The sequence below is a fragment of the Streptomyces sp. GbtcB7 genome (assembly GCF_019091445.1).
Taxonomy (GTDB): domain Bacteria; phylum Actinomycetota; class Actinomycetes; order Streptomycetales; family Streptomycetaceae; genus Streptomyces; species Streptomyces mirabilis.
Window position 1 is genome coordinate 44106 of the sequence record NZ_JAGXJM010000029.1, and the last position, 14502, is coordinate 58607.

The 14502-nt window shown below is 70.6% G+C and carries 11 protein-coding genes; all 11 read right to left on the minus strand.

All coding sequences use genetic code 11. The features are described from left to right. Positions 1–11: 11 nt before the first annotated feature. Entirely contained in the window at positions 12–1664 is a 1653-nt protein-coding gene (locus tag KVT44_RS37955) for an RNase A-like domain-containing protein (RefSeq protein WP_217572089.1), read from the minus strand. Positions 1665–1858: 194 nt separating this feature from the next. Continuing rightward, entirely contained in the window at positions 1859–2173 is a 315-nt protein-coding gene (locus KVT44_RS37960) for a WXG100 family type VII secretion target (protein WP_217572091.1), read from the minus strand. A gap of 68 nt (positions 2174–2241) precedes the next feature. Continuing rightward, a complete protein-coding gene (locus KVT44_RS37965; RefSeq protein ID WP_217572093.1) occupies positions 2242–2676 on the minus strand; it encodes a WXG100 family type VII secretion target in 435 nt (144 codons plus the stop codon). Between the two features lie 65 nt (positions 2677–2741). Continuing rightward, positions 2742–3341, minus strand: a complete 600-nt coding sequence (locus tag KVT44_RS37970; protein WP_217572095.1) for a hypothetical protein — start codon at positions 3339–3341, stop codon at positions 2742–2744. Positions 3342–3381: 40 nt separating this feature from the next. Beyond that, entirely contained in the window at positions 3382–4209 is an 828-nt protein-coding gene (locus KVT44_RS37975) for a poly-gamma-glutamate hydrolase family protein (RefSeq protein WP_217572097.1), read from the minus strand. Positions 4210–4226: 17 nt separating this feature from the next. Continuing rightward, positions 4227–4949 (minus strand): phosphate ABC transporter ATP-binding protein, encoded by a 723-nt coding sequence (locus tag KVT44_RS37980; protein ID WP_306459636.1) that lies wholly within the window; start codon positions 4947–4949, stop codon positions 4227–4229. Between the two features lie 244 nt (positions 4950–5193). Beyond that, positions 5194–6102: a sortase gene (locus KVT44_RS37985; protein WP_217572099.1), complete on the minus strand. Its 909-nt coding sequence runs from the start codon at positions 6100–6102 to the stop codon at positions 5194–5196. Positions 6103–6224: 122 nt separating this feature from the next. Beyond that, positions 6225–8222 (minus strand): Ig-like domain repeat protein, encoded by a 1998-nt coding sequence (locus KVT44_RS37990; protein ID WP_217572101.1) that lies wholly within the window; start codon positions 8220–8222, stop codon positions 6225–6227. A gap of 552 nt (positions 8223–8774) precedes the next feature. Then, a complete protein-coding gene (locus KVT44_RS37995) occupies positions 8775–11435 on the minus strand; it encodes a hypothetical protein (protein WP_217572103.1) in 2661 nt (886 codons plus the stop codon). After that, on the minus strand, positions 11432–13225 hold the full coding sequence (locus KVT44_RS60190) for a substrate-binding domain-containing protein (protein ID WP_217572105.1): 1794 nt from the start codon (positions 13223–13225) through the stop codon (positions 11432–11434). The genes KVT44_RS37995 and KVT44_RS60190 overlap by 4 nt, the downstream gene beginning before the upstream one ends. Continuing rightward, on the minus strand, positions 13225–14502 hold the full coding sequence (gene pstA / locus KVT44_RS38005; protein ID WP_217572107.1) for a phosphate ABC transporter permease PstA: 1278 nt from the start codon (positions 14500–14502) through the stop codon (positions 13225–13227). Before pstA ends, KVT44_RS60190 begins: the two co-directional genes overlap by 1 nt.

Consider the following 14502-nt stretch of genomic DNA (forward strand, 5'->3'; position numbering starts at 1 on the left):
GCACTGACGGCTCACGGCGTCGTGGGCATGGAGGTGAGGACTACAAACTTCGGTTCTACGGCTTGTTTGTAGCGCAGCACCACTTCGACACTGTGCACGTCGGCGCCCTGAGCGCTCAGGCCCTTCTGATCGTACTCGCTCCGCAGGACCGTCCGGCCGGTCACATCATTGAAGGAAAGAGACAAGTTGAGCGTCGATCTTTCATTCGGGTTATTTTCCAACCTTCTCAACCAGTTTTCAATCTTCTCCGCATTCCCGACGTCGTCCATTGCTTCCTGGGTGAATCGCTGGGCGGAGGCCATATTCGTGAAGCTGGACGCGGCTACGGGCCTCACCGTCCCGTCACGCAGTATCTGCTGATCCCTGAGGCGTTGCGCAAGCTGCTCGTCCGTCTTGCCAACGTGTTTGTCGATGACGTGGCTGTCGTGAATTCCCTCCTGGCTCGCCAAGTCCAAGGCGTAGAAGTGGTTCTGCTCGTCCCCGTCCCTGATGTATTTGTGCTCCGTCTTGAATTCGTTCAGCGATCGCGCACCGAATGACTCAGCCCGTGCCTCCTCGGCGGCATACGTGGGCACACTACGTTCGGCCTCTTCCAATGCGTCCTTGAGATTGGTTAAGTCGTCCCCGTACCTGTGCATCTCACTGTTGTAGGAGTCGACGGCATGGTTGAGGCGGCCTGTGTCGATGTTAGAGATGAACTCCGCTGCCAACTCGGGGAGTTCGCCGAGCTTTTCCAGGGCATCCATGACTCCTTTCACCGCGAAAGTCTTCGCCGCGGCATCCTTGTAGACGTCAGTGATCGTGGACCTGATCTTCGTCACTTCGGCGCTGACTCCGTCGCACGCGGTCGCGATGGCGCGTGCGGTGTCCTGGAGGACATCCAGCGCGGGCTGTTGACCGTCCTTGTGGGCCCACTTGTAGCCGTGGTGCTCCTTGCCCCAGTCCGACGTTCCCCAGATCGCCGAGCAGAACTGCTTCATCGCGCCCTGCCACTCGTCGTTCCCCGCGGCGGGATTGGTGATGTAGGCGATCGCGTCATCGAAGGCGTCCGCGGACTTCTTGGCATCTGTACACGCCTGGCGCCAGGCCTGCGCGATCTTCGGAAGTTCGACGTCGTCGCCGCCGGGCGTGATGTCGGAGACCTTCCCATGCTGCAGCGCGTACTTGAGGACCGGGCGCAGAATGTGGTCTCCGACCCAGCTCACCACGCCGGAGACGTCGTCGATGATCGCGTTGCCCCAGCCGTCCTCGGCGGGAGCGTTGCCCCAGCCGAGTTCGGCGACCGGGCCGCCCGCGCCGGCCTTCTTGAGGACGGCCGGCGGGCTCTTCTTCACCACGGCCGGGGTCAGGACATTGGTGGCGTGCTCTGCCTCCGCGTAGTTGTTGGCCGTCACCGTGAGGCCCACGGCCGCGCCGCCGACGCCCTCCGTAGCCCTGTCCCACGCATCGAGGAAGAGAGCGGCGGTCTCGGCGTACGCCTTGGCGAAGGCCTCCGGGCCCGATCCGCAGCCCGCCGCGTGCGCGTACCCGTCCAGGGTGTCGACGAGACTCTTGGCCCGGTCCGCGAAGTCGTACTGGGCGTTCCGCAGTACGTACGACGCGTAGTACACGTGCTTCGGCTGGACGTCGAAGCCGACGGCGTTGCCCGGCGCGGCGGGCTTCATCGCCGCCAGTTCGTCGGAGCGTTGGCGCCGTGCCGCGCCTGTGTCCTGCTGCGAAATGTCCTTGCCCTGGGGGTCCTTGAGGGAACCGGGAGAAGGGGCAGGGGGCGCGCCCGAGCCGGACGACGGGGTGGGCAGCGAGCCGTTGCCGGTGGTGGCCGGGGGCGTGGTTGAGGGCAACGGTGAGGGCGTTGCCATCAGGCACCTCCCCAGCCCCGCAGCACCGCCCGGTGCGCCGCCGCATAGTTGGCGTGGCCGGTGGTCACGTACTCGTGCAGCCACTTCTGGGCCGCCTGGAGGTCCTGCGCCGAGCGGTCCCACTCGTCGAGCTTCTCGACGAAGACCTCGCGGGCCTCGCCCTTCCATGACAGGACAACGGGTTCCGCGCGGTCGTAGAGGTCGTCGAGCTTGCCGTTGAGCTGCTTGAGGATGTCTTCCAGTTCTGCGGCGAGGTCGTGGAGCGTGGCGAAGGAGACGGCTATGTGGTCGTCGTCGGTGGCCCCGGTCGGCATGATCCCCCTTGGTGTCGGCAACAGCGGGTGCGAAACGAGTACTTGGCGATTCTCTAGGAACGTCGGAATCAGAAGGAGTCGAGGCTGCTGCGCGCCGGTGGCGACTCACCCTTCGCCCCTGCCGCCGGATTCGGCGTGGAGAGTCTGTCTACCTCGCTGTCGATGTCCACCTGGATCCGCCGCATCTGCTCGAGCACGTCCAGGTCGCGCTCGCTGAAACCGTCGCGGCTCAGCCGTACGGCCTGCTCCAGCAGCTTCATCACTTCGCGGATGCGTACGGCGTCCTCGGTCGCCGCCCGGTGGAACTCGCGGTACGCCGTCGCCGCCGGGCCCCGCCAGCCCGCCTCGATGCGGTCGACGATCGAGTCCATGCGCTTGACCTGCTGGTCCAAGTGGTCCTGCATGTCGTCGAGGTCGTCAGCCAGCTTCGTCAGGCTCTGCCCTGACACCCTCAGGTCGGGGCTACCGCCTCCTTGTCCCCCGCCTGCTCCGTGCACTCTCATGCCGTACCTCCGCCCCCGTCACATCGGCATCGCACGTCACGTACGCCCAAGAATCTTACGAGGTTTCAGGTGGCGTCGAAGGACCAGAAGAGGCCGAGTTCGGTCCCGGAGACCGCGATCAGGCCGAGGTCCCAGTCGTACTGGGAGAGAGGGGTACAGCCGGTGGTCGCCTCGTAGAAGTCCGGGGCGTCGGTGCGGCTGTCAGTACTCGCTCTCGGGTACCCGGTGTTCGTGTGGAAGGACGTCTCCTCCGGAAAGCGGGAGAGGATCACCCGGGCCTTCCGCTCCAGTTCGGGACGACGGGTCTCGAAGTCATTGCGGGCGCGTTCGCGCGGGACGTCCAGCCATGTGGTGGACAGCATGACCAGCAGTCTTTCCACCGATGTCCGGGGCACCGTCCGCAGTCCGCGCCGCCACGCGGCCGCGCCTTGCGGAGCGGAGGGCGGCAGGACGAAGGGGAAGAACGGCTCCTCCAGCCGTTCCTCCTCGCCTTCGTCGACATCGAGCCACCTCCAGGACCGTGGATCCGTCACCTCCCGGCGCATGACTGCCGCGACGTCCCGCACCCAGTCCTGGTGGGCGCGGGGCCCCACCAACACGTACGAGTACCGCCGCTCGTACATGCTGAGCGCCTCGGCCCAGGCCCGAGCATCCGGCGTCGGCATCGCGGCTCCCTTTCGGCGGTCGGGTTCGGTGAGGGGACGGTCACAGCACCGTCTGCCCCGCCTCCACCCGGTCGATCGCCTTGCGGGTCGCGGCGGTGAAGGTCCAGAAGGGCGGGAGGAGGTTGGTGGCGCGGTCGGCGATCGTGTTCTTGTCGGCGGCGAACATCGCGGTGCGCAGGGCCGTGGTCATCTCCAGCTGGGCGCCCATGCCGAGGAGTGTGCGGTTGCAGATGTTGTCCGGGTCGATGCCCGCGATCTCCTCCTCCCCCGAGGCCGTCACCGCGCGGATGCCGGCCGCGGTGAACTCCTCCATCAGGTACTGGCGGAAGGCGGGGTTGAGGCCGCCCACGAGGACGGTCGCGGCGCCTGGTTCCAGGCCCGCCTGCTCCGGCTTGCAGCCGTGGAGGGAGAGGACGTTGAGGCTGCCCGCGCACAGGGAGCGGGCGATCGTGTCGTCGCAGTGGGTGGAGGTGACGTGCAGTGCCCCGTTTCCACTGCTCATCAGGCCCTCGAACATCCAGAAGTCGTGCACCGGGCCGGCCACCGGGGTGGGTGCGAGGTCGGCGGGGTGGTAACCGGCTATCGCCAGGCAGAGTTCCGAGGTGCCCCCTTCGATGCCGCCGCCGTGCGGGGCGATGACCGTGGAGCGGAGGAAGGGGGCGCGGTCGGTCCTGCTCTGGTCGTCGATCAGGTGGCGTCTGGAGCGGCGGCCCCAGTCCGTTCCCTCCGTCCAGGCGGGGTTGGCGTACAGGGCCGTGTTCGAGGCCTGTTCGGCGGCTGCCGCGGGCGTGGCGGTCGTGGTCACCGCGACGCCGCTCAGGACGGGGGTGGTCGCGAGCGCGGTCAGGAGAGTACGGCGTCTGATCATCACGGAAGCCGAGGATGTCAGCCGAAGCGGCCCGCCACATAGTCCGCCGTGCGCTGATCCTCAGGGGTGCCGAAGATGTGTTCGGTGGGACCGTGTTCGACGATGCCGCCGGGGGTGCCCTGCTCGGCGAGGAAGAACGCGCACTGCTGCGAGACGCGAGCCGCCTGCTGCATGTTGTGGGTGACGATCACCACGGTCACCTGGCCCGCGAGTTCGTGGATGGTCTCCTCGACCCGGCGGGTGGACGTGGGGTCGAGCGCCGAGCACGGTTCGTCCATCAGCAGCACCTGGGGACGTACGGCCAGGGCGCGGGCGATGCACAGGCGTTGCTGCTGGCCGCCGGAGAGCGCGCCGCCGGGCTGGCGGAGTCGGTCCCGTACCTCCTTCCACAGGCCGGCCCTGGTCAGGCTCTCCTCGACCAGCTCGTCCTTCTCGCGACGGCCGACGCGCGTGCCCGTCAGGCGCAGACCCGCCACCACGTTGTCGTAGATCGACATGGCGGGGAACGGGTTGGGCTTCTGGAAGACCATGCCGATCCTGCGGCGGGCGTCGGTCAGGCGGCGCTCGGGGGCGTAGATGTCCTCGCCGTCGAAGAGCACCTCGCCGCCCATCGCGGCCGTGGGAATCAGCTCGTGCATCCGGTTGAGCGTGCGCAGGAACGTCGACTTGCCGCAGCCGGAAGGGCCGATCAGGGCGGTGACCTGCCCGGCGGGCATCGTCAGGGAGACCTGTTGCAGCACCTGGTGGCTGCCGAACCAGGCCGAGACGGCGCGGGCTTCGAGGGTCGCGGGAGCGACGGCCCCCTTCGCGGCTCCCCGCGCGGTCCCCACCGCCGCGCCGGGCTCGATGGGCGCGACGGACGCGAGGGGCGGCAGGACTACGGTGTCGGCCACCGTCGTATCGGGGGTAGCGGTCGCATCGGTCACGTCGGGCACCTCGTCTTGCTCGTAAGAGTGGCGGGTCACGGGGAGTTCACAGGAGAGTTCACAGCAGGTTGGGCAGCAATTCCGTGGTGCGGACGGCCACCTGGAGGCCCAGGACCGCGACCACGGGGGCGAACACGATCCACGTCTGGTGCCGGCCCCAGCGGTGCCAGGTCCACACCGCGGCGACGGCGGCGGCCACCAGCGCCTGGAGCCACATGACCAGCGGCCACGGCACGCCGGAGGGGTGCGCGAGGGGCTGTTCGGACTCCGGGAGCGTTCCGGAGCGGATGACGGCCGCCGGGGTCTGGGCGGGGGTGGAGATCAGGTCGGCGTCGACGCGCAGCACCCCGCCGGGCATGAAGTGCGGGCCGGTGGCCGTGACGAGGACCAGGCGGCCCTTGCCGGAGGCCACGGCGGCGGGCGCCGGGTCGCCGGCCCGTCGTACACCGAGCACCTGGTACTTCGCCTTGCCCTGGCCGGTGGTCACGGTGAACGTGTCGCCCGCGGCGAGCTGGTCGAGACGGCCGAAGGGACCCCCGTAGGCGGCGGCCCGGCCCATCAGCACGCTGGTGCCGGACTGTCCGGGCAGTGGGGTGTCCCGGCGGTGGCCGGGGCCGTCGGTGAGGACGGCGGAGTCGGTGCCCTCCAGGACGACCTGGTGGACGTCGACGGCGGGGATGTCGATGAGGGCGACCGGTGTGCCGGGCGCGAGCAGTCTGCCCTGCTGGTCGATCTGGGCCACCGGGGCGGTGCCGAGGGCGAGTTGGGTGCGCAGTGCGTCGTACGAGGCATGCTGCGCGGCCCGTTCCTGGATGCCGCTGACGAGCAGCAGCTGGGCGGTGAGGCCGAGCAGCAGGGCGGCCAGGGTGAGCAGACCGCCCCGGGCGAGGTGCCGGACGGCGGTGACTCCCCGAACGCCCAGCCGCGGTACGGGCGTGGTGAGCGTGGTCTGTACGGCGACCGTCACGGCGACGCGTCTCCTTCCATGGCTTCACTGGTATGGCTTCACTGGTATGGCTTCACTGGTATGGCTTCACTGGTGGGGCCGTCGGGGAGACCGCCGTCGCGGCCTCCCCGACGGGTGGTGCGTCAGGTGGACTTGATGGTGAAGATCGCGCCGTTCTTCGAGTTCACCGTCGTGGAGCCCGTGTAGTACACGTGCATGGTGTGCTTGCCACGACTCAGCTTGGGCAGGGTGATGGTCACCTTGCCGCCGCTCAGCGTGCCGGTGGCGATCACCCGGGAGCCCTCGTAGACGCGGACCGTGCCGGTCGGCGTGGTGCCGGTCGCGGTGACCTTCACGCCGACCTTGGCGCGGCCGGTGTGGCTGATCGACGTGGGCGCGGTGGAGCTGACCGACGGGGTCGCCTTGGTGATCGTCAGCTTGGCGGTCGTGGCGGAGGCGTTGAGCTTGGTGCTGCCGCCGTAGGACACCGACAGGGTGTGCGTGGCGACCTTGAGGTGGTTGGACAGGCCGATGATGACCATGCCGGAGCTGCCCAGGGTGCCGGTGCCGAGCGTGGTGGTGCCGTCCTTGACGGTCACCTTGCCGCTCGGGACGACGCCGTGCGAGTCGGTGACGGTGACGGCGACCTTCGGGGTCTTGCCGTACGCGGTCGTGGCGGCGGCGGCCTTCACGGCGCTGGTGTACTTGACGGCGCCGGTCCAGGAGGCCGCGTTGCCGTTGCCGTTGAGGTTGGCGGCGGAGACCGAGGCGGTGTAGGTGCCGAGGGCCAGGCCGGTGAAGCTGTACGACGTGGTGGTGGCCGGGACGTCCTTGACGGCCACGACGGCGCCGTCCGAACCGGTCAGCGTGACGCGGTAGTCGGTGACGGGCAGCGCGGGCGCGGGGGTGGGGGCGGTCCAGGTCAGCTTGAGGCTCGCGTCGCCGGGAGTGGCCTTCAGGGCGGGGGCGGACGGCGTCGCGGTGTCGATGCCGGACACTTCCAGGCCGCCGAGCTTGGCGTGCTTGGCCGGGTTGACCGAGCCGTTGTACGACTCGTTCAGGAAGCCGAAGTCGGCGATGACCTTCTCGGCGGTGTCGGTGGCGAGGGCCGCCTCGTGGGTGCCGCTGGTGACGAAGACGTCGTACAGCGCCTTGTCGAAGAAGACGCTGGAGGGGTCGATCGCGCGGCTCGGGACGACGTTGTAGACGTCGCGGCCGAAGGTGGCGTTCTCGAAGTAGCCGCCGACCGGGGTGAGCTTGCCGTTCACCGTGGTCACCGGGCTGGTGGCGCCGGTGTCGCCGGGCAGCTGGACACTGGCCAGGTGGGCTCCGGCGGCGACCGCGGTCTTGCTGTAGTCGGGGGCGATGCCGTTGTTCTGGGCGATCCAGCTGCCCACGGAGAACGGGACGAGCGCGCCGTCCTCGGTGAGCGCGGCGTTGCCCTGGTTCTCCTGGACGGTCGGGATCTCCGAGGAGACCGTGGTCTCGGTCAGGCCGATCGCCGCGAGGAAGAACTTGCGGGTGCCGGAGCCGGCCTGCGGGAGGACCGCGTGCAGGGTCTGGCCCTTCAGCACCTTCAGGCGGGTGTCGCCAGAGGTGTAGATGTCGTGCAGCTGGTCGACCGTCAGGGTGTCGAGGGCCGAGCCGCGGACGGCGACGCCCACCGCGTCCCGGGCGAACGGGATGTAGGTGAGGGTGTTGCCGGAGGTGCTCGGGCCGCCGGAGGAGCGGGCGAAGTCGACCTGTCCCTTGACGGCGACACCGGTCGCGTTCGGGAACTTGTCACCCGTCAGCGACATGCTGAGGGCGGCGCGGCCCGGGCCGGACCCGTTGGGGCGCAGGAAGGTCGGGCCGCCGGAGCGCGTCTGGATGGTGGAGGTGGCGGCGCCGGGCACGAACGCGTCGTACGAGGCGATGCCCGCGTCGCCCGCCTTCACGGCGGTGTCGGCGTAGCTCTTGCCGTTGACGATGTCACCGGCGAGGGCGTTGAGGACGTCCTGGGTGGTGTCGGAACCCACGCCGACAAGTTGGCGGAAGGTCCCGGCGGGGGTGGGGTCGGCGGACGCCGGGCTCGCGAGAGCCAGCGTGCCGGACACCACGGCTGCGGCGACCATGGCCGCGGTGAGGCGCGTTGTGCGCATCGAGGTTCTCCTGTGGTTGAGCGTCGGTTGTACGGCGGTTCTGCGTGGGTGGATCTGGCAGGGTGGGGGGTCAGGCCGCCCGCCCCCACTGCCTTTCGGGGCGGGCGGCCGTCTGTGGGGAGCCCCGGCCCGGTCGGACCTGACTCCGTCGTCGTGGAGCCCTGGCCCGGGGGGGACCTGACTCCGTCGTCATGGAGCCCTGGCCCGGAGGGACCTGACTCCGTCGTCATGGAGCCCTGGCCCGGCGGGCAGGGCTCTCTCCTCGGGGAGCCTCGGCCCGGCAGGCCCCGGCCCCGTGGTTCGGGAGCCGCGGCCGGTGGGCCGGACTCCGTGGTTCGGGAGCCCGAGCCCGGTGGACCTGGACTCCCCTGCTCGAAGACCCAGGCCCGGCAGGCCGGCCCCCGTCGTACGGGAGCGTGGGCCCAGAAGGGCTTGACTCCGTCATCCAGGAGCCTCAGCCCGGCGGGCCGGACTCCCCTGTGCCGAGAGCCTCAGCCCGGCGGGCCGGACTCCCTGGCCGAGAGCCACGGCCCGGCGGGCCGGGCACGGGGCTCAGTCCCGTCCCGGGGGCAGCAGCCTGCGCAGCCGTTCCGGGAAAGTGGGGGCGGGGATGGTCAGGGCGCGGCCGCCGGGCAGCGGCACACGCAGCGGGAAGCGGAGCCTGCCGCCGCCCGCGAAGGGCGCGCCGAGCCCGGCCGCGGCGCCGAGCGCGGCGCCGACCGGGACGGCGTAGCGCAGCGCGTTCGCGGGGTCGGCCGGTGTGGTGCCCTGGGCGGTGGTCGCGACGGCCTTGCCGCCGTCGTACGAGGGCGCGCCACTGGGCGTGGGGCTCGCGCTCCCGCCGCCGGACGCCGCACCGCCGGAGTCGGCCGTGCCGCCGGTGTCGTCGGTGCCGCCCCCGGTCGACGTACCGCCGGAGTCACCCGTGCCCCCCGTACCGCCGCTCGATCCTCCGGAGGTCCCGCCGGAGGAGCCGCCGTCGGTGGCGGACGGCCCGGTGTAGTGGACGAGGGCGTCGGCGGCATGCGTCGTCTTCGCGCGCTGTGCCTTCGACAGCGGGGCGTAGCCGGCCGGGAGCAGGCCGGGGTCCGCGCCGGGGATCTGGCCGGTGCCGGCGGCGTACGTCAGCAGCGCCGCGTAGGCCTTGCGGGCGGCCGCGTCGAGCTTGGCCGGGCGCACCGCCGCGTACACGAGTTGCGCGAGTGGGTAGGCGCCCTTCGCGGTGGCCTTGGCGGGGCTGATCTCGGCCGCGTGGGCACCGGACGCGGTGGCCGCGGCGGCGGTGAGGGACGCGGTCGTGGGCGCGACGAACGTGCCGGCCGTGTTGCGCAGCCGCGCGGTCTGCAGTCCGTAGCGGACGGCGGAGGCCGCGTCCGTGACGGTGATCACGAACCGGGAGCCCACCGTCTGCGGGCCGGGGCTCTTGTACGCGGGCGGGCTGGCCAGCGGGTCCCAGGTCGCCTTCCACAGGCTGTCGGCGCGCCGGGTGTGCAGGGCGCTGGAGTGCATGTCCGTCACATACGGATGGAAGTCGATCATGCACTGCTTGTTGTCCTCGGTGGCGCCGGAGTTCGGCGGGACCGTGCACCAGGGGTCGCTCTTGGGGTACGTGTCCGTGTTCGCCGGGTCGAAGGCGACACCGGTCGGGTTCAGGTCCGCGTTGGTGCTGAAGTACGGGTTGACGCGCATCCCCCAGTCGTCGGACACGCCCGCGAGGAAGCCGCGGGCCTCCTTGTCGGAGACGATCCACTGCCAGACGGCGCGGGCCGAGTCGGTGCGGCCGAGCGAGGTCAGCAGATCGGTGTCGGTGGCTGGGGTCTCGGGGATGGACAGCTCCGCGAACTCGGGGTTGAGCGCGAGGAACTCGGGGTCGCTCGCGAGGCCCGCCGGGTTGTTCTTGGCCCAGCCGTAGCCCTTGGCGACGTTGGAGCCGAGGACCGCTCCCCAGGGGGAGTTGCGGTAGGACTCGGTGAGCAGCTTGGCGACCAGCCGGGGAGTGAGGTCGATGGAGTCGACCTTGGTTCCGGCGAGGCGGCGGGTCGCTTCGGAGGCTCCGGCCCTGGGTCTGCGTTCGATGGTGAAGCCGATGACGGTGCCCGAGAGCGCGGTGGGCGCGTAGACGGTGCTGTCCGTCGGGGCGGTCGTGCCGGGGTCCGTGCCGAGGGCGCGGGTGGTGAAGGCGAGCCCGGAGGAGCCGTCGCCGACGAGGCGGGAGCGGGTGTCGGGCTCGCCGAGCTCGGTGTAGCCGAACACCTTGCCGGTTCCGCACAGGGCCGCCTGCCAGCTGGTCATGGCGTCGGCGGCGAGTTCACTGCCGGTGGTAGCGCGTTCGTCGGAGCCGAGGGCGCAGTTGGTGCCGACCGAGTTGAAGTCGAGCTTGACGGCGACGCGGTTCTGCCAGTTGGTGGAGGAGACCGGGGAGCCGGCGTTGACCTGGCTGGTGTCGGCGTACGGCTTTCCGTCGAGGTCGAGGTGGCCCTGCGGGACGATCACCAGCCAGCAGGAGCGCGGGGTCGTGCGGCCGCCCGCCGTGACCGGGACGCCGCAGCCCAGGTGCGGGGCCTCGTTGGCGGTCTGCACCTCGAAGAACTCCTGGCCGTGACCGTCGGCGCCGGTGCGGGCGAAGTCGACCTCGTTGGTGGTGTTGCGGCTGTACAGGGCGTTGTTCTGGGTGCCGGAGGTGATCAGGGTGCCGTCGACGGACTTGAAGGGCACCTCGCCCTGTCCGGAGACGCCGCCGGCGCCGTAGCGGTCGTCCTGGCCGTAGTTGGTGGGGTCGGCGCTGTAGAAGATCTTGCGGGTGTCGTCGTACTCGTTGCCCGGCCAGTTGCCCCGGTCGGTGGTCGGGGAGGCGCCGTACTGGCACTGGGTGCGCGACGGGCCGGGGTTGGCGGGGATCGTGCCGTCGTCGTCGCCCCAGCACTGCATGATCTGGACGAAGTCGGTGTTGAACAGCGTGCCCGCCAGGGTCGTCGGGGCGCCGCCGGTCCAGGAGACGGTGATCGCCTGGCTGGTGAGGTGCTTGGTCTGGCTGACCGTGAACCTCATGTCCTTGAACTCGCCGCGGCCGGAGACGGTGACGGCGGAGTCGGTGGCCTGATCGCCGCTCGCCGCGGTCGCGGGCGCGGCGGTCTGGGCGACCGCGAGGCCGGCCAGCGCGCCCACGGCGGCGCCGGCGACGAGGCGCACCAGCAGGTTGCGTATGCGCTTCATCGCGCGCCCCCGTCCGTGAGGTTCTCCGAGTCGTCCTTCCGGCCGACCTCACCGGCCCCACCAGCCCCACCGATCCCGCCGTTCCCGCCCCGCCCGGCCATCGCCCGTGAGACGAGGGACGGCAGGAGCAGCAGCCCGAGCACCAGGGCCACGGCGAGCAGCATCAGCGTCTGGGTGGTGGTCCAGCCGCTGTGTCCGGCCACGGCGACCGGCTGGGCGAGGGCGATGGTGCCGTCCGCGGCGGTGCCGCCGCCGGTGCCGGTGCCCGATCCGCCGCCGGTGCCGGGCGCCAGGGTCTGTCCGGTGTCGGGGTCGACGACGGGCTGGGCGCTGCCGCCCGCCGTGCCGCCCGAGCCGCCCGTGCCGCCGCCGCTGCCCGAACTCCCGCCGCTCGTACCGCCGTTCGCGGAACCGCCCGACGTGCCGCCGCCGCTCGTACCGCCCGTCGCCCCCGAACCCCCGCTGCCGCCACCCGACTTGGCGCCGCCGCTGCCGGTGGTGCAGGCCGGTGCGCCCTTCTTGTCGCAGGCGGCCGGGTAGGGGGCGGTCTCGGCGAGCTTGTTGTGGCCGTCGGAGGAGAAGGTCGGGTTGTTGCAGCCCTTGATGTTGATGTTCTTGGCCTGCACGCCCGGGATCCGGCGGATCTGGTCGAAGCCCGCCTGCACCAGGTTGATGGGCAGGGGCGAGTAGCCGAGCTTGGGCATCTGCTGCTGGCCCTGGCACATGAAGTAGTACGAGAACGCGCCGAGCGTCTTGCCCTTGGCCTCGGTGAAGATGCCCTGCACCCGCAGCGGCAGGATCATGTACGAGTAACTGGAGAGCGGGTAGTTGCGCTTGTCGGTGTCGTTGTAGACGCCGTCGAGCTGCTGGGTGAGGTAGTCGGCGGAGCTCTTGTTCGTGTTGATCCTCGCCTTGAGGAGCGAGACGGCGACGTTCTTCGGGGTCGGCTCGGTGTAGTAGCCGGCGTGGTTGAGGACCTTGGCGACCGGATAGCCCTCGTTGATGGCGTACGAGTAGTTGACGTAGCCGATGGCGCCCTCGCCGTAGTTCTGGGCGACGTAGCCCGCCACGCCCGGGTCGCCGTTCTGGGCGATCATGCCGGGCACGGTCGGGTAGTACGAGGTCTGCCCGCAGGCCCCGGAACGGCCGACCTTGCCGCAGTACGCCTGCCACAGCGACTTGTGCTGGTTGGCCATCCACATCGTGAACTGGGCGGTGGAGCCGGAGCCGTCGGAGCGGACGACGGGCACGACGGAGCGGTGCGGAAGCTGGAGCCCCGGGTTGTCGGCCTTGATCACCGGGTCGTCCCAGGTCTTGACGACGCCGGTGAAGATCTTGGTGACGACGTCTCCGGAGAGGCGGAGGTTGGTGACCCGCTTGCCGTTGACGGTCAGGTGGTACATGAAGGCGGTGCCGCCGGCCACGATCGGCATGTACGCGTAGCTGCCGACCGACGGGCGTTCGGCGGCCGAGCCGTCGGTGGGGTGGGTCTGGAAGGGGATGTCCGAGACCGCGAAGTCGACGGTGCTGCTGAGGAACTGGCGGCGGCCGTCGGAGGAGCCGTTGCCGGCGTAGCTGATCCGCATCCCGTACTGGTTGACGGCCTTGCGCCACTGGTCGATGGCGTTCTCGGCCCAGGTGGAGCCGGCCCCGGCGACCGGGGTGTAGCTCTCGGCCGTGGCGGTCGCCGCCGCGGGCCCGGCCAGCAGCCCGGCGATCATGCCGAGCAGGGCGCCGAGGGTCCCAAGGGCGCGCAGGCGCCCGAGGACGGTATGGAGGTGGCTGCGCATCAGTCGTTCTCTCCGGAGGCGGTGGGGTCGGCTGTGGCGGACGCTTCAGCAGGAGATTCGGCCTGGAACAGGGACAGGCCGGGGGCGTGCAGTTCGTCGTAGCGCGCCACGTCCTGCCGCGAGGCGCGGGCGGTGCGGCGGGCCTGACGTTTGGTCTGGTGGCCGGGGCCGCGGCCGCCGATCACACGGGCGATCACGAAGAGCACCAGGACCAGGGCCATGAGGACGGCCGCCGCGCCGAAACCGCGAGCGATCATGGTCGGCTGGGGCGACTTGACGAAGTTGAAGACGGCCAGCGGCAGGGACACCATCGGCCCGCTGGTGGGATCGGTGTTGAGCGCCGCGGTGAATCCGGCGGTCAGCAGGACGGGAGAGGTCTCGCCGATGCCGCGCGCGGTGCCGAGGATGACGGCGGTGGCGAGCCCGGAGCGGGCGGTGGGCAGGACGACGTGCCAGACGGTGCTCCAGCGGGGTGCGCCGAGCGCCTCGGCCGCTTCGGTCAAGGTCCCCGGCACCAGCCGCAGCACGACGTCCGACGCGCGGATCACGATCGGCAGCATCATCACGCTGATCGCGAACCCGGCCGCGAGGCCCGATTTCTGCATGCCGAGGCCAAGGATCCAGACGGCGTACACCATGAGGCCCGCCACGATCGAGGGCAGCGCGGTCATCGCCTCGACGATGGTGCGCACGAAGCGCGAGAAGCGCCCCGGGATCTGGTTCAGGTAGACGGCGCAGGCCAGGCCCAGCGGGATCGTGATCGCGAGCGCGATGGCGGTCATGGTGAGGGTGCCGAGCATCGCGTGGGCGATGCCGCCGTTCGTCAGCGGGTCGAGCGGACCCGCCGCCTGCATGTCCTGGGTGAAGAAGTTGCCGTGCGGCAGCGCCTCCCGGCCGCGCCAGGCGGTGAAGCCGACGACGAGGACGAGTGCCAGGAACAGCAGTGTGGCCGCGGTCCACAGCACGACGGTCATGACGCGGTCCCGTACGGCCTGCCCGTCCTCCTCGAATCCCGTCAACACCGCGTAGATCGCGAGGAAGAACAGGTAGGCGGTGAGGGTGAAGCCCAAGGCGCCGGAGAACGGGGCGAGTTCGCCGTACAGCAGGATCGTCACGCACAGCCCGGAGGCGGCGGCGCCGGTGAGGGACAGCACGCCCGAGCGGCTGACGCCGCCGATGCGGCGCGGCCGGTCGGGGGGCAGGGCGGGCTCCGGCGCGGGGGCCGAAGGGGTGGCGGCCGGGGCGGTCGGGGCGGGAGTCTGTTCTACGACGGTCAT

Coding starts and splice junctions, on each gene's coding strand:
- KVT44_RS37955 (WP_217572089.1), bottom strand. CDS start 1,664: ATGAAGCCCGCCGCGCCGGGCAACGCCGTCGGCTTCGACGTCCAGCCG.
- KVT44_RS37995 (WP_217572103.1), bottom strand. CDS start 11,435: ATGAAGCGCATACGCAACCTGCTGGTGCGCCTCGTCGCCGGCGCCGCC.
- pstA (WP_217572107.1), bottom strand. CDS start 14,502: ATGACCGTCGTAGAACAGACTCCCGCCCCGACCGCCCCGGCCGCCACC.
- KVT44_RS37965 (WP_217572093.1), bottom strand. CDS start 2,676: ATGAGAGTGCACGGAGCAGGCGGGGGACAAGGAGGCGGTAGCCCCGAC.
- KVT44_RS60190 (WP_217572105.1), bottom strand. CDS start 13,225: ATGCGCAGCCACCTCCATACCGTCCTCGGGCGCCTGCGCGCCCTTGGG.
- KVT44_RS37960 (WP_217572091.1), bottom strand. CDS start 2,173: ATGCCGACCGGGGCCACCGACGACGACCACATAGCCGTCTCCTTCGCC.
- KVT44_RS37970 (WP_217572095.1), bottom strand. CDS start 3,341: ATGCCGACGCCGGATGCTCGGGCCTGGGCCGAGGCGCTCAGCATGTAC.
- KVT44_RS37975 (WP_217572097.1), bottom strand. CDS start 4,209: ATGATCAGACGCCGTACTCTCCTGACCGCGCTCGCGACCACCCCCGTC.
- KVT44_RS37990 (WP_217572101.1), bottom strand. CDS start 8,222: ATGCGCACAACGCGCCTCACCGCGGCCATGGTCGCCGCAGCCGTGGTG.